The 22,002-nt window shown below is 35.5% G+C and carries 20 protein-coding genes; 9 read left to right on the top strand and 11 right to left on the bottom strand.

Going from position 1 to position 22,002, the window contains the following annotated elements; genetic code table 11:
• Window positions 1-115 precede the first annotated feature (115 nt).
• Window positions 116-1,951, top strand: coding sequence for an ATPase, T2SS/T4P/T4SS family (locus tag AB0A59_RS06520; protein WP_458747268.1), 1,836 nt, complete (start codon window positions 116-118; stop codon window positions 1,949-1,951).
• A gap of 14 nt (window positions 1,952-1,965) precedes the next feature.
• Here the strand turns inward: AB0A59_RS06520 and AB0A59_RS06515 are convergent, their stop codons facing one another.
• From AB0A59_RS06515 to serB, 4 genes are read right to left on the bottom strand one after another with little or no spacing between them, the layout of a single operon-like run.
• Window positions 1,966-3,552, bottom strand: a complete 1,587-nt coding sequence (locus AB0A59_RS06515; protein WP_458747267.1) for an acyl-CoA mutase large subunit family protein — start codon at window positions 3,550-3,552, stop codon at window positions 1,966-1,968.
• Between the two features lie 6 nt (window positions 3,553-3,558).
• Window positions 3,559-4,497 (bottom strand): methylmalonyl Co-A mutase-associated GTPase MeaB, encoded by a 939-nt coding sequence (meaB, locus tag AB0A59_RS06510; protein ID WP_458747266.1) that lies wholly within the window; start codon window positions 4,495-4,497, stop codon window positions 3,559-3,561.
• Window positions 4,498-4,549: 52 nt separating this feature from the next.
• A complete protein-coding gene (cofE, locus tag AB0A59_RS06505; protein ID WP_458747265.1) occupies window positions 4,550-5,347 on the bottom strand; it encodes a coenzyme F420-0:L-glutamate ligase in 798 nt (265 codons plus the stop codon).
• A 27-nt stretch (window positions 5,348-5,374) separates the two neighbouring features.
• A complete protein-coding gene (serB, locus tag AB0A59_RS06500) occupies window positions 5,375-6,019 on the bottom strand; it encodes a phosphoserine phosphatase SerB (RefSeq protein WP_458747264.1) in 645 nt (214 codons plus the stop codon).
• A gap of 279 nt (window positions 6,020-6,298) precedes the next feature.
• On the opposite strand from serB, the gene AB0A59_RS06495 reads away from it, so the two are divergent.
• Together AB0A59_RS06495 and AB0A59_RS06490 are read left to right on the top strand one after the other, a co-directional pair.
• Window positions 6,299-6,556 (top strand): sulfurtransferase TusA family protein, encoded by a 258-nt coding sequence (locus AB0A59_RS06495; protein WP_458747263.1) that lies wholly within the window; start codon window positions 6,299-6,301, stop codon window positions 6,554-6,556.
• Between the two features lies 1 nt (window position 6,557).
• A complete protein-coding gene (locus AB0A59_RS06490) occupies window positions 6,558-7,574 on the top strand; it encodes a PLP-dependent cysteine synthase family protein (protein WP_458747262.1) in 1,017 nt (338 codons plus the stop codon).
• 71 nt (window positions 7,575-7,645) lie between these two features.
• On the opposite strand, the gene trxB is transcribed toward AB0A59_RS06490, so the two are convergent.
• A complete protein-coding gene (trxB, locus tag AB0A59_RS06485) occupies window positions 7,646-8,647 on the bottom strand; it encodes a thioredoxin-disulfide reductase (protein ID WP_458747261.1) in 1,002 nt (333 codons plus the stop codon).
• 141 nt (window positions 8,648-8,788) lie between these two features.
• Between trxB and AB0A59_RS06480 the strand changes: the two genes are divergently transcribed.
• From AB0A59_RS06480 to endA, 3 genes are all read left to right on the top strand, one after another.
• Window positions 8,789-9,805, top strand: a complete 1,017-nt coding sequence (locus tag AB0A59_RS06480; RefSeq protein WP_458747260.1) for a homoserine dehydrogenase — start codon at window positions 8,789-8,791, stop codon at window positions 9,803-9,805.
• Window positions 9,806-9,885: 80 nt separating this feature from the next.
• Window positions 9,886-10,536, top strand: coding sequence for a DUF47 domain-containing protein (locus tag AB0A59_RS06475; RefSeq protein ID WP_458747259.1), 651 nt, complete (start codon window positions 9,886-9,888; stop codon window positions 10,534-10,536).
• The gene (endA, locus tag AB0A59_RS06470; RefSeq protein WP_458747258.1) at window positions 10,533-11,087 is read left to right on the top strand and encodes a tRNA-intron lyase; all 555 of its coding nucleotides are present in this window, start codon (window positions 10,533-10,535) and stop codon (window positions 11,085-11,087) included. The genes AB0A59_RS06475 and endA overlap by 4 nt, the downstream gene beginning before the upstream one ends.
• A 48-nt stretch (window positions 11,088-11,135) precedes the next feature.
• Here the strand turns inward: endA and AB0A59_RS06465 are convergent, their stop codons facing one another.
• The 4 genes from AB0A59_RS06465 to AB0A59_RS06450 all read right to left on the bottom strand — a co-directional run bounded on the left by AB0A59_RS06465 (window position 11,136) and on the right by AB0A59_RS06450 (window position 14,957).
• Complete coding sequence (locus tag AB0A59_RS06465) at window positions 11,136-11,813, bottom strand: hypothetical protein (RefSeq protein WP_458747257.1); 678 nt, start codon at window positions 11,811-11,813, stop codon at window positions 11,136-11,138.
• A gap of 47 nt (window positions 11,814-11,860) precedes the next feature.
• A complete protein-coding gene (locus AB0A59_RS06460) occupies window positions 11,861-13,369 on the bottom strand; it encodes a UDP-N-acetylglucosamine 2-epimerase (protein ID WP_458747256.1) in 1,509 nt (502 codons plus the stop codon).
• A gap of 27 nt (window positions 13,370-13,396) precedes the next feature.
• Window positions 13,397-13,813 carry a hypothetical protein gene (locus tag AB0A59_RS06455; protein ID WP_458747255.1) on the bottom strand — a complete coding sequence of 139 codons (417 nt, stop codon included), beginning with the start codon at window positions 13,811-13,813 and terminating at the stop codon, window positions 13,397-13,399.
• Between the two features lie 76 nt (window positions 13,814-13,889).
• Window positions 13,890-14,957, bottom strand: a complete 1,068-nt coding sequence (locus tag AB0A59_RS06450) for a galactose-1-phosphate uridylyltransferase (protein ID WP_458747254.1) — start codon at window positions 14,955-14,957, stop codon at window positions 13,890-13,892.
• Between the two features lie 236 nt (window positions 14,958-15,193).
• Between AB0A59_RS06450 and prf1 the strand changes: the two genes are divergently transcribed.
• Window positions 15,194-16,471 (top strand): peptide chain release factor aRF-1, encoded by a 1,278-nt coding sequence (gene prf1, locus AB0A59_RS06445; RefSeq protein ID WP_458747253.1) that lies wholly within the window; start codon window positions 15,194-15,196, stop codon window positions 16,469-16,471.
• 9 nt (window positions 16,472-16,480) lie between these two features.
• Here prf1 and AB0A59_RS06440 read toward each other — a convergent pair whose 3' ends face one another.
• Window positions 16,481-17,767, bottom strand: coding sequence for an alkaline phosphatase family protein (locus tag AB0A59_RS06440; protein ID WP_458747252.1), 1,287 nt, complete (start codon window positions 17,765-17,767; stop codon window positions 16,481-16,483).
• A gap of 180 nt (window positions 17,768-17,947) precedes the next feature.
• Here AB0A59_RS06440 and AB0A59_RS06435 point away from each other — a divergent pair, with 180 nt between their 5' ends.
• Complete coding sequence (locus AB0A59_RS06435; RefSeq protein WP_458747251.1) at window positions 17,948-18,913, top strand: MBL fold metallo-hydrolase RNA specificity domain-containing protein; 966 nt, start codon at window positions 17,948-17,950, stop codon at window positions 18,911-18,913.
• Window positions 18,914-18,925: 12 nt separating this feature from the next.
• Here the strand turns inward: AB0A59_RS06435 and AB0A59_RS06430 are convergent, their stop codons facing one another.
• Window positions 18,926-20,005 carry an LLM class flavin-dependent oxidoreductase gene (locus AB0A59_RS06430; protein WP_458747250.1) on the bottom strand — a complete coding sequence of 360 codons (1,080 nt, stop codon included), beginning with the start codon at window positions 20,003-20,005 and terminating at the stop codon, window positions 18,926-18,928.
• Window positions 20,006-20,163: 158 nt separating this feature from the next.
• On the opposite strand from AB0A59_RS06430, the gene AB0A59_RS06425 reads away from it, so the two are divergent.
• A complete protein-coding gene (locus AB0A59_RS06425) occupies window positions 20,164-21,990 on the top strand; it encodes an SDR family NAD(P)-dependent oxidoreductase (RefSeq protein ID WP_458747249.1) in 1,827 nt (608 codons plus the stop codon).
• The last annotated feature ends 12 nt before the right edge of the window (window positions 21,991-22,002 follow it).

Below are 22,002 nucleotides of genomic sequence, written 5' to 3'. Positions count from 1 at the left end.
TCATAGTCTGCTAAGACAGCGTTCGAAGCAATTCTAGTTATTATAAGCTATGTAAGAAATCTTTCGCCTAGTAACCTTTTTTAAGAATCTGATGATTGATCTGGTTATAGTTAATTTGAAAAAAAAAATTGTTTTAGATACCAGTATTATAATAGACGGCGATATAAGTCAGAAAATTGATAATAAAGATATTGATGAAAGTTTTGAGATAATAATTCCTCGCGCTGCGATTGATGAACTCCAGTCGCAGGCTTGTAAACAAAGGGAACATGGATTCATAGGACTCGCAGAACTAAGTAAGATTAGAGAAAAAAGTAATGAAAATAATATTTTAGTGAGAATTTATGGCGAAAAACCTAATTTAGAAGATATAAAATTAGCCAAAAATGGTAGGATTGATGCCCTTATTACAGAAATAGCTGAAAAAGAAAATGCCACACTATTTACTGCCGATTATATTCAACATTTAACTGCCAACGCTACTGGAATATCAAGTGTTCATATTCGCTCTCCAGTCTCAGCATCATTTAATATAGAAAATTACTTTGACGATAAATCTATGAGCGTTCATTTGATAGAAGGAGTAGAGCCGTTGGCAAAGAAAGGCACACCAGGAGATTTTACGTTAGAGAAAATATCGGAGAATAAACTGGATAAACAAACTCTAAATGAAATCATGAATTTCCTATTCTCTACTGAAAATAATAAAAAAATATCAAATATAGAAATTTCGTTTGACGGATGTTATGTAATAATGTACAAGAATTTGAGAATTGTCATAACTCAACCTCCCGTGTCAAATAAGATAGAAATTACTGCAGTCCGACCTATCAAGAAATTGACCTTGCAAGACTATCAACTGGATACAAATTTAATAAATAGATTGTCAAAAGAAGCAGAAGGAATTCTAATAGCAGGTAGACCGGGGTCTGGAAAAAGCACATTTGCAAGCAGTATCGCCGAACATTATGTACAAAATAATAAACTCGTCAAGACCCTAGAGTCACCTAGGGATTTGCAGGTTCCAGAGAATGTGATCCAGTATGGTTCTTTTAAAAACGGTTATGAAAGAGTTGCCGACATTTTGTTACTTGTAAGACCAGACTTTACCATCTTTGATGAAGTGAGGCGGATAAAGGATTTTGAACTATTTGCAGACCTGAGACTTACCGGTATTGGAATGATAGGAGTGATACATGCAAATGAAGCATTGGATGCCATTCAACGCTTTATTGGCAAGATAGAATTAGGAATGATACCTCATGTAATAGACACAGTAATATTTATTCACGGAGGCGAAATTGAAAAAATATACGAATTGAATTTAACGGTTAAAGTCCCTGCCGGAATGGTGGAGCAAGATCTTGCTAGACCTGTAGTTGAGATTAGAGACTTCTTTTCAAAGGAGACGGAATATGAAATTTACTCGTATGGGGAAGAAAACATAATCATACCTTTAAAAAATATCGATAAAAAAGCCGATAGAGAAAGAAGTAGCAGGATTAATAAACTAGCAGAATCCAAAATAAGAGAAGTTATAGGTAAGTTTGACCCCAGAGCTGAAATCCAGATAATCTCCCCTGATAAGATAAGAATTAAAGTCAATAAAGAGGTGATTCCCAGGATAATTGGAAGAGGAGGAACAACTATTTCAGAAATAGAAAAAATTTTAGGAGTAAAAATTGATGTTGAAGCTAAAGTTCCTCTAATTGGTAATGAAATAGCATTTAATATCACCGAATCCGGATCAAGAATTTACCTAGTAGTTGATGAAATGCACATTGGAAAAAAGGTCAATCTATTTTTAGAAGATGACCTACTGATTAGCAACCAGATTGGAAAGAAAGCCAAATTAAAATTAGATAAAAAGTCTGAAATCGGTAGAAGAGTATTCAATACTATAATGAGTAACAATCAAGAATCTATGAAACTATATGAGAGTAAAGATTAATGGCAAATAAATAATTAGAAAGAGATTTTTGGAACATATGTCCCAAATATTTCTTTAAAGGTGCTATTTATTTCACCAAGGGTCACCTTGTTTTTAACACAAGATATTAAATATGGCATCAAATTCGTATCTTGTTTTTCGGAAGCAGTCAACAAGGACGAAATCTGATGTTGGACCTTAATATTATCTCTAGACCTTTTAAATTCCTTTAACCTCTCTATTTGCTTTATTTCCAATTGAGGGTCAACTATAGCCAACTTTGGCTCCACGTTATGTTGGTCAGTAAACTTGTTTACTCCGACAATTGTTCTTTTATTGCTGTCGATTTCTTTCTTAAGTGAATATGCATTTTTTCTAATCTCTTCTTGGAAAAAGTTTCGTTCAATTGCTGCCAATGCCCCACCCATCTTGTCTATTCGGTCAAGGTATGAATTAACTCCTTCTATAATTTGCTCAGTCAAATATTCTACATAATAAGATCCCGCTAATGGGTCCACTGTTTTTGTAACGCCAGTTTCGTAGGCCAGAACCTGTTGCGTACGCAGGGCAATTTTAACAGACTCTTCAGTAGGTAAAGCTAGTGCCTCATCTCTGGAATTAGTATGTAAAGATTGGCAGCCTCCCAAAACCGCAGCCAATGCTTCAGTTGTAACTCGGATGATATTATTATCAACTTGTTGTGCAGTTAAGGATTCACCACTAGTTTGGACATGGAATCTTAAGTGTGAAGATTTGGGATCTTTGGCATGATATCTTTCTTTGATAATCTTCGAATAAATAACCCTGGCAGCCCTAAATTTAGCAACCTCCTCTAAAAATTCCATAGTACAGCAAAAGAAAAAAGAAAGCCTAGGAGCAAAATTATCTATGTCTAATCCTCTGTCTACACAAGTATTGATGTACTCAATAGCATCGGCAAAAGTAAAGGCTAGTTCTTGGATTGCATTGGAACCTGCCTCACGGATATGATAGCCGGAGATGCTTATTGGATAAAATTGAGGAACATTAGTTGAACAGTATTGTATCATATCTCCAATAAGCCTTAGTGATGGCCGCGGTGGGTAAATGTATGTATTTCTGGAGTGATATTCTTTAAGAATGTCGTTTTGAGTAGTCCCTCTAATCTGGGAAGGCAAGACACCTTGTGATTCTGCAACAGTAATGTACAAGGAAAGTAGGGTTGCAGCAGTCGAATTAATTGTCATGGAGGTGCTTACTTTATCAAGGGGGATATCTTTAAAACAGGTTAACATATCATTTATAGAACTTATTGCCACTCCTGTTCTCCCTACTTCTCCTTCCGACTGAGGATCATCAGAATCTCTTCCTGTTTGAGTAGGTAAATCAAAGGCTAAAGATAGTCCCGTCTGACCGTGACCTAGCAAGAACTTAAACCTGTTATTTGTCTCTTCAGCACTACCGAATCCGCTATACTGTCGCATTGTCCAATGGCGTTCCGTGTACATGGTAGGATAGATACCCCTCAAATATGGATATGTACCTGGGTCAGATTCATTTTCTTTCCTGATATCGCCAGAGGTATAATATTTTTTTACTGGAATATTTGAATCAGTCTTGATTGAATTATTATCTTCGCTCATACCAGATCATTTAATAGAAAATATTAATAAAGATAATTCTTCGGCCGCCGAATAAGGATCCTTTGATTTGTTGAGCATGGAGTCTACTAATTTTTCTATCTGAAGATTTTTTGAGTTCAGCAGCTGCAATGACTTTTCCCTCACTTCATCTATTACCATCAATTTCAGTTCGGTTTTCAAATCCTCCCTTTCCTTTATTTTCTTTTTTGAGATCCAGTCGTCTGTATTGATCAAATCTATTAATTTTTTTGACAAATCCTCTAATCCTTCTCCTGAATGAGCTGACACTTTAAAAATTAAGGGTTTTCTCGGCAACTCACCTATCAAATCGAGAAGAGTTAGGTATAATGTAGTGGACCCCTCTATATCTGACTTATTCACAATGTATACATCTCCAATCTCGGTCAATCCTGCCTTTACAGCTTGTACATTGTCTCCAGTATTAGGATTAAATATTACAACTGTTAAATTTACGACATTTGAAATTTCGATTTCTAGTTGGCCAGCCCCCACACTTTCTACTATGATTAAATCATAACCAGCTGCATCTAAAATTCTAATTATATTTCTTAGAGATTTAGAAATTCCTCCAGATGCTCCCCTTGAACCGAGACTTCTCATGAAAATGTCGTCATCATCCATCGTAGTAGGCATGCGGACTCTGTCACCAAGAATAGCCCCGCCTGAAACAGCACTAGTAGGATCTACAGCCAATACAGATATCCTGAAACCAAAATCCTTAAAATAAGAAATTAATTTTCCAATAAGGGTACTCTTGCCTGCACCAGCAGGACCTGTAAATCCTATTGTTATTGCTTTTCCAGTTCTTGGATAAATTTTTTTTAATATCTCCTTTGATAATGGATCCTCGTCATCGATTTTTGAAATGGATTGTGCAATAATTCTTTTATTCTTATTTAATATACCTTCAATGATATCATCCATTAGGATGAGTTAAAAGAATTGGGAATAAATTATTTTGCAATCTTTGATTAATTCATTTAGAGTAATGGGGTATGTTGTTGGGGTTCCTAAATAAATCGTCATGTTCACTTCTCAATAATGCGTTTATGCGGATTTTATACTCGTCACTAAATGATGCCATTTCATAACTGAGGCCTCTTACGATAGCCGCTGGAATCTTTAAGGTCTTTCCCATTACAAGTTCGGCGGCTGACGCTATTTCATCTGCTATAGCAATTTCTGTTACCAACAATTTTTTCCCGTATTCGTCATCCATCCCCACGTAACTTTTCAACGGATTAATTCCGGCTACTCCGATTGCAATGTTAGTTTGACCCAATCTGAAAGGTCTGCCAAAGGTATCGGTTATGATTACGGATACTTTTTTCCCCGAAACTTCGTAAATCGATTTTCGTATGTTTCTCGCGGAAATATCAGGGTTCTCAGGTAATAAAAGAACTAGTTGCGAATCTTCAGAGACATTACTTTGATCAATTCCTGCATTAGCGCAAACAAACCCATGCCTAGTCTCAACAATCAAATGTTTCTGCGTAATTCGTAAAATCTTTGTGGCTTCACTTAAGATCAATTCGATCAATCGAGGATCCTTATCGTGAAACTGAGCCAATTGAATCGCTTTTGGAGAGGGAATAATGTTCCTCAAATTTCTTAATCGGTTTTCAGATTTTGATACTATTTTTTGGGCAACTACGATTATATCACTATCATGAATCTGGATGTTGTTCAATCGCAATGATTCAAGAATCAACTTTGTAAGATCATCGTTTGCTTCAATATTCTTATTAATCTTTATTGGGATGATGCTAATCAAAAAAAAGATACACGTATTCTTTTCTCTTTACGAATTGATCTTTATCTTAAATTTCTCTTTTATTATAGGAATCAGCAATGATAAATCTTTCTTATCAATAACTATATCTGCCTTGTCACGGATTACGTCAACTGCACAAAATCCAACCGTAAACGAAGATAAATTAAATAATTTTAAATCGTTAGCACCATCTACCACTACTATGATTTCCTCCTTCGAAAATCTATTCTCTTCTACATACGATCTAACTGAAGCAGATTTGTCTGATGTAACTTTTATGGTAACGTCAACAAGTTTGTTGTCCTTAAAAATAAGATCATTAGAAAATATTTTATCAATATTTAGTTCTGAATATAGTCTATCTGTTATTATGGTAAACCCTCCAGAAACGGCCACTAACTTCCAACCAAGACTTTTTAAAAAGGAACACAATTCTCTAGCACCTGGCATTATCTCCAAATTCTGGGCGATATTGGAGGCTCGATGATATTCTACACCTCTTAATGCATGGACCCTTTCTCTTAAACCCTCTTCCCAATTAATTTCGCCACGGATACCTTTGTTAGTTATATCCCAAATTTCCTTTTCCTTTTCTGGACCAAACAAACTTGCCAAAACTGGTAGATATTCTGCGTTTAGTAGTACACCTTCTACGTCAAATATAACAAGCATAACACAAATCATTCTCCTTGTCCATACATAATATTAAGATATTGAAAGGAATAGTCTATTTATTTCCATCCTTCGTAATATGACTTTATAAACGCAAATCAATTTCAGGTAATGCAACTCGATTAATAGCGCTGTTAAGCAAACAGCCATCGCAAAAAAAATAAAGTGCCCGGTTGAGCATAATTTGATATTAAAGTCTATTAGAAACTGAAATCAATAAATAATGCCTAGTATATTATGCAAAAACATTTAATTAAGAATAAATGCTTTTATTTGACTATGTCTTCTAATTCTGACGAGAACATAAAGTCCGGTATGAAAACAATTGACGTAAGGGGCCTTTATTGTCCTGAACCAGTTTTTAGAACTAAAATTGAAATTGAACGTATGACCAAAGGTGATTTATTAAAAGTAGTTTCTGATGATCCAGATTCTGAAGAAGACATTTCTAGATGGGTTAACAGAAATGGTCATGAATTATTATCTTTAAACAAATCAAATAATGATTTAGAATTTACTATTAAAAAGGCAAAGTAACATGACGACTTCTACCACTTATCCAGCAACTGACAATATAACTGAAAGAATAGGAAATACACCATTGGTTCATTTGAAAAGCTTTTCCACTGAGAATGTGAAGATATATGCAAAACTTGAATGGTATAATCCGTTTGGATCAGTAAAAGATAGGGCAGCGTATTGGATGATAAAAAATGCAGAGGAAAAAAAGATTCTTAGAAAAGGTAAAAGTATAATTATTGAACCTACATCAGGAAACACCGGCATTGCCCTAGCTGGAATTGCATCTTATTTAGGATACAAAGTGGAGATTGTAATTCCTGAAAAAGTGAGTAAAGAAACCAAAGAAATTCTTAGAAAACTGGGTGCAACTCTACATGAGACATCGGATGATTTGTGTCCCCGAGTGGGTGCAGGCACGGACCAGAGCATCGCCCTAGCTTATGCAATTTCTAAACCTAGACCAGACATTTATTATATGCCCAATCAGTATGAAAATGATGCTAATTATCTCTCTCATTTTCAAAGTACTGGGCCTGAAATATGGGAACAGACAAACGGAAAAATAACTCATTTTTTTACAGGTGCTGGAACTGGAGGGACTGTTACTGGAACCGGAAAATTCCTAAAAGAAAAGAACGATGAAATCCATGTAGTTGCTATTCAAGCACAAAGAAATCATCTTCTCCAAGGGTTAAGAAACTTTGAAGAATCTGCTAAACCCGAACTTTTCCTGAGACGAGAGGAAGTTGTGGACGACTGGTATACGGCAACAAACGACAAATCATTCCAAATGGTAAAACAAATCGCGTCAAATGAGCACATGCTGGTTGGTCCCTCTTCTGGTTCTGTTCTGGCTAGTATGTTAGATAAGGCGCGCAAAAATACTGGCAAAGATCAGGTATTTGTAGGCATCTTCGCTGACGATGGTCGCAAATTTAAAAGTTTGTACAAAGAGCAATCAGTATTTACAGAGGATGAATTTGAAAACTATCTGAAAAATAATAGCTTTTTGCCAAAACTAGTATATCAATAACAACAGATAGAGATAATTTCTAACTAATTTTTATTTTTTTAAGTATAAAAATTAAGATAGAAAGGTTTTTTCTATTTACTTCTTGCTTCAGATAACCATTTTTCAATGTCTAGAGCCGCCATACAACCAAAGCCTGCAGCAGTAATTGCTTGTCTATATCTAAAATCATGAACATCACCTGCGGCGAAAACACCTTCGATATTTGTTCTGGTGCGATTCTGCAATATTATGTATCCCTTTTCATCCAGGTCCACTTGCCCCTTGAAAATAGTCGTATTTGGTTCATGTCCTATTGCTACAAAAATGCCACCGGCCTCTAAATTTTTTTCTTCAGAGGTATCGATGTTCTTTACCACTACGGATGACACTTTTTTGTCACCTTTGACATCTATAATCGATGAATTCCAAATGAATTCGATTTTCGGATTCTCAAAGGCACGTTCTTGTAGAATTTTACTTGCACGTAGTTCCGCCCGTCTATGGATGACCTTTACTGTTTTACCAAATTTTGTTAAAAATGTTGCTTCTTCCAATGCAGTATCTCCTCCGCCTACAACTACTATATCTTGATTCTTGAAAAAAGGTCCATCACAGGTCGCACAATAAGATAGGCCCCTTCCAGAAAATTCTTGTTCGCTCTTAATTCCTAATTTTCTAGGTGTAGCGCCTGTACTAATTAATACGGAATCGGAAGTGTAAGTCGAGGAGCCAGTATAAATTCTAAATGGTCTAGTTCCAAAATCGACTCTTGTGACCTCGTCAATGAGCATGGTAGTTCCAAATCTCTCTGATTGTTGTTGCATATAAGTCATCAACTCGGGTCCATTTATACCACTTGGAAATCCCGGAAAATTTTCAACCTCCGTAGTAGTCATCAACTGTCCACCAGGTAAACTTCCTGAGATTACTATGGTCCTTAATTTTGCTCTTGACGTATAGATGGATGCCGTATATCCGGCTGGTCCAGAACCGATTATTGCAACATCAAAGTGATTGTTTTCTGCGTTAATTGTGTTATTATTTTCGTTTCCTTTTTCTCTTTCATTATCAATGCCGTCTACAGATAACGTCATAATTAATGAACCTTGAAATTCATTTATTAATGTATTAGGGCGGATTATATTTTCATGTCAATCTTTCCCTAGTTAATGGAATCAATTTCTAATACAAATTTTATTATATTCTCGAATTATAATGATAAAAGGATAATTCTGATGAGAATAATAGTGTGTGGAATGGGGGTTGTAGGCCAGAGTTTTTTGAGATTATTGATTTCTAATTCAAAGTTGTTATATAAGAATTATGGAATAAAACCGAGGGTTGTGGCTTGCATTGACAGCAAGGGAATTGCTCATTCTCAAACTGGATTAGATTTGGAAAGAGTCTTAAATGTTAAAGAAAAATACGGAGAAGTAGCAAAGTATTCTGAATCAATATTCAATGCCGATAACTATATCGAAAATATTGATGCTGAAGTCTTGTTAGAACTTACCCCTACCAACCTGACTACGGCAGAACCAGGGTTGTCCCATATTATTTCAGGATTGAGGACTAAAAAAAATGTTATTACAGTAAATAAAGGACCATTAGCCTTATCCTTTTCTTCCTTAGTTGAACTAGCTGAATATAATAACGTTATGTTAAGGTTTAGCGGAACAGTCGGTGGAGGCACCCCGGTATTAGATTTTGCAAAGCATTGTCTAAAAGGCGATAGAATTACATCGTTTACAGGGATTCTGAATGGGACGACGAATTATATCTTAACTAAAATGGCTACTGGATTACATTTTAGTGAAGCACTTCAAGATGCGAAGGAGAAAGGTTATGCTGAAACTAATCCTATTTTAGATATTGACGGAGATGACGCGGCAGCTAAGCTAGTAATAATGGCTAACTGGATAATGGGATACAAGGTAACATTAAAAGATGTTGACAAAACAGGAATTACTAATATAGATCAAGAGGAAATAATTAAGGCAACAAGAGAAGGAAAATCGTTAAAATTAATTGCCGCATGCGACAAAGAACAGCTTTTCGTGAAGCCCATTCCAATATCCAAAGATGATCCCATATGTGTAAATGGTACTCTCAATGCTGTTACCTTTCAATCTGAACATTCCGGTGCACAAACCATAATAGGAAAAGGAGCTGGAGGTGTAGAAACTGCTAGTTCTGTTTTAAGGGATCTTATTGAAATTAAAGAAAACTTCACTAACTATCAGCTAAACTGAAGATTTGGAGTAGTTGATTTACTCCCCACATTTTTTATAATAAAGAATTATATGAACAGACATGCTTTTGTAACCAATAAATGTATAGCGGTGAGCTAGAGATTAGGACAAAAAGGAAAACAATAGCAGTATTACAAGAAGAGACAAATATGATTTTGAATTTATCTAGGGAATTAGCAGTCATGATGGATGCTGTTTTTCTTGATAACAAAGACGGAATTAAAGAGTCCTCTTATAAGATGAGTATTCTTGAAAACGATATAATGGTTTTAAGAAAACAAATTACTAAAGAAGTAATAGCCATTGGAAGCTTAATGACATATAGAGAAGACCTTTTGAGAACTGCGTTTCTTATTGCTGAAATTTCAGGTTATATTAGTGGGATCTCCTTTAGATTGTCAAACATCGAACCTAGAATCATTAAACAAAATTTTGAATTAGAGTTAAAAAGCATGGTTGACATAATGATAAACGTTATATTCAAAATTAATGAAATGTCACGAACACTTACAATAAAACCTGAAAACACAATTGAATTAGCAAATGAAGTCCAGAGAATAGAAATGGAACTAGATAAAAAATATAGAGAAGTGACAATTAAAGCGTTAGCTCAAATAACTTCACAAAAGGATCTGATCTTATTTAAGGATACTATAGAAGGTATCGAAGGGATGGTCGATAAATGTCAACAGGCTTCTAACTCTTTTACAATACTAGCTTTAAGTATTTGACAACTACGTTTACAGGTCAACTAATCGAAAATAGAATATTCATTCATAATATTCTGGAATCACAGACATTGTTTGGTGATGGATATTATGGTAAGCCTTTGGGTATTTCTAAACCTAAAAATTCGGAATTTGATGCTCCGTTAGTACTCGATCTAATTGAGGGATATTATTTAAGTAATAAAAATCGGCTTAAAATTTTTAGGAATTCGGACACAATTGTTGATTCAAAGCAGATCCTTAAAATTTGTAAGAAACAATATGTAAATTTTGAGGTCAAGTATGTGGTATTTGAAAATTTGAGAGACAAAGGCTATATTGTTACTCCAGGGATAAAATTTGGTTGCGACTTTGCGGTTTATATTCATGGACCCGGCATCGATCATGCACCCTTTCTCGTAAAGGTATTGAAACAAAATGACCACATTACAAGCATCGATATCGTGCTTGCAGGCAGGCTTGCGACTACGGTCAAGAAGCAATTCATTTTGGCAATTGTTGATCAATTGGACAAATCTGTTAGATTTGTAGGCTTTGACTGGTGGCGAGCTTAATTTATCTCAAGTTAAGCGTTATCTTATGACTATTGATTGAGAATTTACTCATTTTTTTGGTAAATCAAATTTGATAAAGTTCTCACCAGAAATTGTTAATCGAGTTGATAGTTTTTCAATACCAGGCTCAAGCCATCCTTTGTATCTTATGGAATTTTTGACAATGTCAATAATACTTGGTTTTTTTTCGTTGATTTCTTCATAACATGAGAGTATTTCCCCGAATTTGACGTCCTGCTGCTTATTATATTTGGTTAGATAAAATACGAACAGAGTTGTTTTTTCATAGTGATTTGTTGGTTTTTTCTCAGCATAAAATTCTCTAAGGCCAATTTTTTGTTCATTTTGTTTCAAATCTACAGGAAGTGGAGGGATGTTAATAGAAATTTTTGGAATAGAATGCTTGGAAGACTTGCTTGTTAGCGGTAATTCTGTCTGAATATCATTCATTTCTGAATTTTGAAAGCTCTTACCTTTCAAAGAGGCATTTCTTGCTTCTTGAGAAGAAAAGTTCTCTAGTGAGATTGGAGTATTGTCTACTGTTGAGTGAGAGGGTGCAGTCGTATAATTAAGCAGGTTATCCTTATTATTAATAATGACCTCCTTGATAGCAACCTTGAAAATTTCTTCAAACTTTTCTAAATGTTTGTCTACAAAAGATTCGTTTCCTTCAAGTTCAAAAAGACCTTCTTTTAGATTAATCTTGAACTTCGTATCGGAGGCCACAAAAAATTTTCAATGCATAATTATATAACTATTTGCTTTTGATTAAACTAGAGATAGTCAAAATCATCCTTCTCATGCCAATAGTTGAATCTTTGATGTAACCAGGGAAAAAAATTACTTTCTTTATTCTCAAATTCCTTTTTCATGATTTTTACAATTTTCTTGGATACCTCTCCAGGTTTACCGTAGATCTGTTTTTTCTTTTTAAAGTCGAATCCATAATCCACACCTTTTTCATAGATCATAGTTATCATTTTTGGCAACCACATTCGGTTTATTGGAGGAATTAGAAGATTTCCTCTCGCATCAAAGACCGTTTCAGGCCGATCGGTATTGAATCTAACAGTAAAGGAGCTGACTTTTGGGAAATACAATAACTCTTCTTGCAAGGATCCAGAGTCAGTAATCTCGGCCCAACATTTTCCACTGTCCAAGAATTCTACAACATGGCCGTACTCTTTCCATAAATCAGTCATCATAAACTTTTCCGGATAAGCACTCTGCAGGTCTTTAAGCGTATGGTAAAGATCAAATCTATTTAACGCAGACTTGGTAGCGTTCAATAAGACCAAAACCACTTTAAATTCAGAATTTTTGATCAAATCAGTTAATCCACCTATGATAGCATTAAACCTATGATTTGTCAGATTTTCCCTACGATGAATATCCATTCTTATCCAGTTTCCGGATTCCAATTTGGGAAACAATTCAAAAATGCTATTCTCAGGCTTATTCATCCTTTTGATACCAATAGCATCTACAACCGAATTCCCGACTACATGTATATCTTCTTCTGGATATCCTTCTCTGAGTAAATGCTCTTTGTTTATTTTAGTAGGAACAAAAAAAAACTTTGTTCCTGAAGAACATACCCAAGTATCAATTTGTTCTGGAAAAGGCTCCTCCCTTGTTAGAAACCATGATGAGGATAATTGATCGGTAATAAATTTTTCTACAGCAGATCGGCTTGGATTTACATTCATCTTTATATCCTTGATTATGCTAGGACTCATTGACCTAAGCCCAGCCTCATTTTGTCCCACCTTTTGTCCTAGTCCAAACACCCAAGACAATGTAGCTATTCCTGCCACTAGGGTATCCCCATGAACAATCGGTAAAATTCGATTACCTGAGAACCTATTTTTTAAGTACCTACCAAAGAACCCAAATTTCATAATTAGGTCACTAGATTTTTCCATCAAATCCCCACGTATCTGAAGATCACACACGATAGAATTTTCCAAGTCAAATTCTTTTATCCCATAACCTAATAATTCATCGTAGTGTTGTCCTGTAGAAATAATAAATGAAGGTAACCCCTCCCTAATTGATTCTATCAACAGAGGGGCTTGCTTATAAAAATCTGGTTTAGTGCCTATTACAATTGCTAATGCTTTATCAAAATCATTATCCTTGGAAAAAATCGCTTCTAAGTTTGTGTTGTTAATTCTAATCGGAAGGAACTCCTTATCTAGCTTAAGCTTATCAAATCTACTTAAGATATTTGTATTACTAGTTCTAATACTTTTACTGGAAGATTGTTTATCATACCCCATTACTAATATATCGCCATTTTTTAGTAATCAGATCTCATTATTTCTAGGAGACATGAACGTCCGCTTTCTGTAATTTACGTAACCAATTGCTATCAAAAGTATACCAAAAATGGAAAATACCCAAGGAGCATAGACCACCCAGGATGGCAACTCGATTTCAGTTATCATAGGTATCAAGGTCGTTACATAGATCATTCCAAATACCAGGCAGATTCCAGATACTAGTATCAGTAACGATGATAATCGTGATCCTTCAGATAATACGTTTGTAAAAAATGAGAGTCCAATCGCCGGTGCTAGTGAGATAAAAATAAATTGAATATAAGCAGTGGACGGATCAACGGTAGTTGTTGGTCCTGTCCCTTCAGGACCGATCAGGAAAGTAAAGAAAGCAATGGACGTGAAAATAAATAAAATAATTAGTCCCAAAACTGCAATTGACAACCATTCACCGGCTTTGAACATTTCTATGTGTTCTATTTTAAAAGTTACAATATTTTAATATTGTTACAATTAACTGTTAATTCACACCAATCAGTCGGGCTAATTCCTTTCTTGATGCCTCCCCCAATATTTTAGCTGAAACTTCAGGATTTGGTATATTAACGTAAATCCCAAAACCCCTTTCCAATCCCGACCAGGAAGAAATTAGAGGGTATACCTCCAGATGCCAGTGTAACTGTCTGCTGTTTTTCTTCTCAGGAGAAATATGAAAAGCGATACTAAAATCGGTTTTGCCCAGTATTTTATCCATACCTCTAAGAGATGAACAAATCACCAGGGCCAGATCTGTTATTTCCTTCTGACTTGCTTTTGAAAAGAAGGTTGAATGTTTTCTAGGACATATCCAAAATTCGTAATTATAAGTTGGTGCCCAAGGAACTAAGGTTATAAAACTATTGGTAGAAAACAATTGTCGTGGACCATTGATTTCCGATTCTACCATACTACATGCGGGACAGCTCCCGCTTTCGTTCATAGATTGGTGAAAAGTCTTTGCTTCCTTTTCAATAATAGGAGGAATTGATGAAAATGTGGTGATGTGAATATGAGGATGTTTTATCTTACTACCCCCATAAATTCCACGACTGGCATATATAGCAACGTATGTCACACCTCGCTGGCTATATAACCATCTCACCCTGTCTTGGAGTACCAACAACAAATTTGTCCATTGATCAATGGATAATTCTGAGAGAGCAATATCATGCTGTGGTGTTGGAACAATTATCAAGTCATATCCGCATGCTGGCTCTCTGTAAAATGGCTTATCAGAATACTGTTGATTTGAGTGTGCGGTTACGATGGGATTATTACATTCAAAGACCCGGATCGACCAATTTTCATTCTCTTCATCCGTTGTATCATAAAGTCTCTGCAATATGCCCTCCTTCACGACAAAAGATAGAACAAGATTGTTGCAATCCCCAGTGGACCCGGGGCAATATGGGCATGCTGGAGAATTAGCAGATGGGATAGATTGCTGTTTATTGTAAATGATTTCAGGCTTCTTGTTAATTTGATCAATATTATTAGGTATTAAAACAAATTTATCTTGAACATAATAATCTTTTCTTAATTCTGACAATTCTTCTACCTAAAAAGTTCACCAAATTGTTTTAAATAAGTATTATGTATTCTTTTTTTGTAAAAGCATTCATTTCTGATATAATTAATTTAAAAAATATGTCTTCTGATGCGACAAAATTACGTTATTGCGAAATATATTGCAAAATGTGATTTCTGATAATTCGAATCTTTCTCTATAGCACAAGATTTGCCTAGATTGTCAATAATTAAATTAAGTAAAAGCAAACAATATTTGTGCCTCAGTCAAGTAGTGACGAGAAATGGGATTCAGTAAAAAAGTATAAGCTAACTAAAATGTTAAATGACCTATCTAGGATAACCGGTCATGGTACTGAACTAGTTACTGTATACATACCACCGAAAAGACCAATCTTTGATGTCCTAGCGCAATTGAGAAATGAAGCCGGAACCGCATCGAACATAAAATCGGATTTGACCAGAAATCATGTTCAGGATGCACTTAATAAAACAATGGAACAATTAAAATTATACAAAGAGCCACCTGAAAACGGACTGGTCATTTTTTGTGGTGCCATTCCCACCGGAAAGGGTTTAGGAACTGAAAAAATAGAAATATTTACAGTAGTCCCTCCGAAACCGGTTCAAATAAATTTGTATAGATGTGACGATCATTTTTGGATAGATCATATTAAAGAAATGCTAAAAGACGACCGTACCATTGCCATCATATCCATAGACACTCAGGAGGCAGGGTTAGGAATTTTAACTGGTGATAGATGGGAAACAATAGAAACTTTGACATCTGGAGTTTCGGGTAAACACCGTCAAGGAGGTCAATCTGCTCGAAGATTTGAGCGCCTCAGAGATAATGAACTAAACGAATATTATCACCGTGTTGCAGACTATGCCCAAAAAATTTTTATTGATCAGTTCACCGTAAGGGGTGTTATCGTAGGGGGCCCAGGACCCACAAAAGAAACGTTTGTTAGAGAAGAATATCTTGACTATAGGTTGCAGAATAATATCATTGCTACGCTCGATACCTCTTATTCTGGGGACGAAGGTGTGAGAGAGATCATAGATAAGGTAAATGATCAAGGAATAATGTCAGAATTCAGATCAATGGAAGAAAAGAAAATAGTGAAAAAATTTATGGGCGAAGTTTTTTCAGGAAAGGGTTTAGGAATTTACGGTCTAAATGATGTTGTAAATAACCTAAAGGCAGGAATAACTGATTCGATAATTGCAACCGACAGTATCGACCTATTGTATCTTGAAGTAATTTGCAAGAAATGTGATTTCAGATATGAGAAAATTGTTGAAAGGGACCAGCTAATTGACACAAAACAAAATATAATTTCTAATCCTTGTTCAAAATGTAGCGGACAGGACTATACAATAACTGAAAAGGATTTCATTGACTATTTGCAGGAATATGCTTCACTAGCTGGGACAAAACTTGACATAATTTCTTCTAAAACAGAAGAAGGAGCACAGATACAAAGCCTTGGAAAAATTGGAGCGTTGTTGAGATTCAAACCCACCTCATAACTTTTAGGATCAACCTTCCCGCTTTTCTAATTGCTTTAGGGCAGTATTTAATACCTGGTACCCATAAATCTTACCTAGTGATCCCTTTTTAGAGTTTGATTCTGTGAATCTCGAGGTAGCATCCTTGTTTATGCGGGGGCCAGATACAATTATAGGTATTGGATCATCAGTATGAGCCTTTTTAATACAAGGTGTCGAGTGGTCGCCCGAAATTATGAAATTAATTTCTAAACCTTTGATAGTATTGTTCCCTTCCAATATTTTTCTAAAGAAGCGTTTATCAATTTCATCTATGTTTCTTTTTTTACCCTTGGCATCTCCATCATGGCCGAATTCATCAGGGCCTTTTATATGGACATATACAATATCATGTTTATCAACTATCTTTAGTAATTCGGCTGCCTTCAATTCATATTCGTCTGGCAAACCAGCATTGTACAACTTCATCCCGAGTATCCGTGAAATTCCGATTTCTACAGGCATATCAACAACAGACGCGAAATTTAAATTATATTTATCATTGATGCTCTGTAAATGGGGATATCTATTCCCAGCGTCCCTTAATAAGATACAATTTATCGCCAACAAATTCTTCTCCTTTCTCTGTATATTTACAGGACAGTTATCTAATACTTTTGTTACTTGATCAGAGAACTGATTTATGATATCGGCTGATAACTTCGAATTTTCATTCTTCGGTTTTGATCTTGCCACGTACAGATCACCTTTGGATGTATCCAAAGCGATACCAATGCCATTTATCTTATCATAAGCAGGATCTGTATTTGTAATATTCTCACCTAATACTCTATCCTTCATCCTGAATCGCAAGACAACTCTATGCCCTATGGTTGGCTCTATTGAGAACTCTATGCCCTCTATCTTAACATTCTTTCTGATAAGATCACAAATTGCAGCCGAATCTGCCTCGGTCACGATTCTACCAGCTCGTCTATCCAATATTTTCTTATTATTTGGGTCGATAGTTGCGAAATTGCCTCTTAGTGCTAGATCGCCTTCCTTAAAATCAATCCCACAACCTATACATTCTACCACACCCCTCCCGAAATAATCACTGTCCTCAAAGTTGTAGCCCAGCATATTAAAAACCGCTATATCAGATTGAGGAGCAATTCCATCTCCAACACTTACAACCTGCCCTGAAACTCCCATTCTAGCAATCCTATCAAGATGTGGTGTATATGCTGCTTCTAGAGGAGTCAAATGATTTAAGTCCGGATGTGGCAGGTCTCCTATCCCATCGAGTAAAACGTAAATAACCTTGAATTGATTCAATTTCTTAATTTTGATTCAATATAAATTTAATTTTAATGTACTCAAATATATGAAACAATATTAAATAAATAAGCTCATTATGATAATCTAATAGTGCAATATCAAATCACCTCGGACTCAAAACATCAAATAATACTATCAAGTAGGGAAAGAAAAATATATCTAGACCCGAGGCAAATATTGGATGAAAATTACATTTTCATTTCACATGCACATATCGATCATATGTTGAATAAGACTGCCATCAAGAAATATAATTTAAGAAATAAGATTATGTGTTCGCCTGAAACTGTTGCTATTGCAAACCTTCGTGGCTTTCGCTTTGAGAAGGAAATTTGTTCTCAGGATGATTGCAAATTGGTTGATACCGGACATATTCTAGGATCAAAGGGTCTCTTGATTGGAAACGAAATCTTTTATACTGGTGACTTATCTATGAGGGATAGAGCTTTTTTAAGAAAGCCAGATATCCCACGAGCCGAAACTTTGATTATTGAAACAACCTTTGGGAAACCCGAATATATATTCCCTCCAATAGAACAGATTACACATTCGGTAAATTCTTTAATATCTGAAATGTACAGCAGAGGAATTCCAGTCATCTTAATGGGATATTCATTAGGAAAGGCACAGGTGCTTACCTCACTATTTGGAGCTTGGAAGCCGCTAATCGTTCATGATGAAATCTTCAAATTCAATCAAATGTATAAACAATTTGGAGTTTCTTTAGAAGATTCCATCTCATTGTCAGATGCAACAAAACTAGGGTTATTGGATAAGGGACCATGGCTAATGATACATCCCTTGACTAACGGCAAGCATCCCAAAATTTTTCATTATAGAGAGAAATATGGCGCAATTACAATAGGCTTCAGCGGATGGGGAATAAATAAAAATTATAGACACATGATGAATCTTGATTATGCGATTCCTTTTAGTGACCATTGCGATCATAACGAGCTGCTGGAAGTTGTAAAAAAATGCAACCCAAGCAAAATATACACCGTCCATGGATTTGATAAAGAGTTTGCCAATAATCTAGTCAATATGGGATATGATGCAGAATCGGTCAGGAAAGGAAGCAAGATGGTCATGAAAAAATCAAAGCGAATACCGAAAACAAAAACATTGGATATTTATTTCTGAGAAATAAAAAAGTTATTTTTGCATTTCAGCAAAATATGGAATAACTTTATTTCCAAAAGTCTCTATATTTTGATAAAGCCCTTCACCCCAAAAACGAATTATGAAGTGATTTGTACCTGCTTTTATAAATCGTTCTAACATCTCAATTACATCGTCTGGACTACCAACTCCTATGGCAGTTCTTGCCACATCATCAGGGATTTGTAAAGATGCTTTCTTCATTTGTTCCATCAATTCAGGTTTGTTCATGGCATATTCAGTGAAGTATCTCCTAAAATCAAACTCAGAATCCTGTTGTATGTTGTGAACCTTCAATAATTCAGGCTTATACAGGCTGACCTTAACTGCTTTTTTCATCTTTTCCCATGCCGCTTCTCCGTCTGCAGCAAAATAAACATCAACATCATTGGCAAACTCAAAATTGGATATATCCCTGCCTAATCTCTTTGCGTGATCCTTAATGACGTTTGCATGATGTTCAAACAAGGCTGGAGTATATCCTATAGGAATCCAACCGTCGCCATATGTAGCACATAATTCTAGCGTTTTTGGGGCCCCGGCAGCGATATATACCGGAGGTCGCGGTTTTCTGATAGGTTTTGCTTGTAAACAAGCTTCAACAAGGCTATAATATTTACCCTGGTAATTTACAAGATTGTCTGGATCGGATTCAAACAGCTTTTCAATTACTTCTAATTGCTCCTTAAATTTTGAAACAGGTTTACTAAATTCAATGCCAAAATCAACTACATTCTGAGCCTCACCAGCACCAATCCCTAATATACCCCTACCTCTAGTTATCCTATCCAGTGTCACCGTGGACAGAGCGATAGTTGAAGGGTGCCTCCTAATAGCATCTGTTACGCATGTCCCTAACTCCACGTTGTTAGTCACCGACCCAATTGCTGCTAACATCAACCAAGCATCATTTACTACAGCGTTTTTCCATTGAGGCACATTTGTGTGATCCATGGCCCACACAGAATCAAAATTGGTTCTATCTGCTATTTGCGCTGCAGTTATTACCTGCAATTCATCAAGCCCCAACCTAGCTACATTTAGACCAAAAGTCAAACCGAATTTTATCTTCACCTAATTATTACCTCCAATACAATAAATTCTCTAATAATTCCATAATTCCCCATTTCTATAGTATCTCTGAAATAAACTTATTTTATAAAGTTTTATTATGACGCTTCAAGTGCGAAGCATTATCCAAAAATTATATAAATAAATCTTTCAATAATGAATTGACCGATAAACAATTAATATTAGAGATTTATGTCTCATTAAATGTAAAAATGAACAAAGATGCCAAAACAATACTTGTTACTGGGAGTGGAACAGGAATTGGTCAAGCTGTAGCGAGAAAGTTTGCTAAATCGGGTTACAATATTATAATTTTAGGTAGGAGGGAAGAACCACTTGTCGATGCATCAAATTTATTAAAACAAATAATTATAGACGAGAAATATGAATCATCTGTCACATATTATTCAGGTGTAGATGTTTCCGATTTTGAAGCCATTAATTCTATGTTTGATAAAATTAGTACTGAATTTGGTCAAATAGATGTTGTTGTCAATAACGCTGGAGTCTCTGGGCCGGTTAAGATATTTACCAATTCAAATTTTCAAGAATTTAAAGATTGTGTTTCTATTCATCTAACTGGTACCTTTTGGACAAGCATCAAAGCATTAGAAGTATTGAGCAATACAGGCAAGATAATTACCATCTCCACTTTTTTCACAGAGGAAAATAAATATGATCAGAGGCCATACAGGTTTAGAACACCGTACACAGCAGCTCAGGGAGCAAAGAACAGATTGTCCGAGTGTCTTGCATGGGAACTAGTTGAGAAGAGTATCAAAGCTGTCGCAACAAATCCAGGTCCTGTTCACTCGGACAGAATATATAAAACTGTATACCCTAAAGCAGCATCAGAATTTTTAAGAGTAGGGGGTTTCCCTGGTTTGAACCATAAGCAAATCGAAGAGATATCAGCTGCTTTACTACCATATCTTGGTGATGAACCTGAAACAATCGAAATTGAATCGAAAAAAATAGCAACTTCCTTAGCTGAAAAATACAAGGATTTAGATCCTACCAAGACTCAAGACTTGGCAAAGAAACTATTGGCTAAAATTCAAGAAATCGCTGAAAAGGTACAGAATAATACCAAGAAAATGATAGTGGATAATGAATTCTTGTCTCAGGACGATGTGGCTGAGATGGTTTATACTTTGGCAAGTGATGAAATTAGCAAATTATTGAACGGAAAGGTCATTCCTAATGATAGGGTTTTCTACCCTGTAAAACCAATTGTTCAAAGGACGATAGATATTGAACTGGACAAGAACCTAGAAAATAAAACAATTTTAATCACAACAACTTCCACAGAAGAAAAATTGTTGAACTTTGTCAAGAAAATTGCAAATGAGCTTGGCAATTTTAATGTAAAGCAACTGATTGTCCTTACACCCAATGATGAACAATCACCAAAAGTGAGCAAAATGTTTGAAGGATTTCACCACCACGCTATTGACTTAGGTGATGAGACTTCGGTCAAGAAAATATTCAATACAATCAATTCACGATACGGCAGAACAGATTCGGTAATACATTTTACCGGTAATTACGACTATGACAATAAATTAAGTTCGCTTGATCGCAAACAATGGGACATATTAGTAAATAAATTCATTAATATCCCTCACCTCATAACAACCGAATCAGTATTATCAATGACTACGCGCCAGGCATTAGAAGACCCATCACTCTTTAAAGGATCTAAAGGAAACATCGTAATCGTGGGTCCTGAATCACCGGTTGGGAAGAAGATAGGGGGCGAGGTCCGTGCAAGGTCAGAAGTTTTTCGTGGAGCATTAAGACCATATGTCACTACGGCCAACCAAGAACTTCATGATGTATTAAATTCGAACATAAACCTATCTCTCGTGTTACCAGGGAACATAAATGGAGATTTACCCGACTATGACAAACTCGAGAGGTCTTTGATTGGTTTAAGCTCTCAGGAAGTTCAAAAAAATAATTTAATCTTGTATATAGACGAATAATGTCTTTTTGTA

The organism is Candidatus Nitrosocosmicus sp. T (assembly GCF_054408485.1).
Note: the sequence above shows the minus strand (reverse complement) of the source record. Positions and strands in the feature narration are given on the sequence as shown.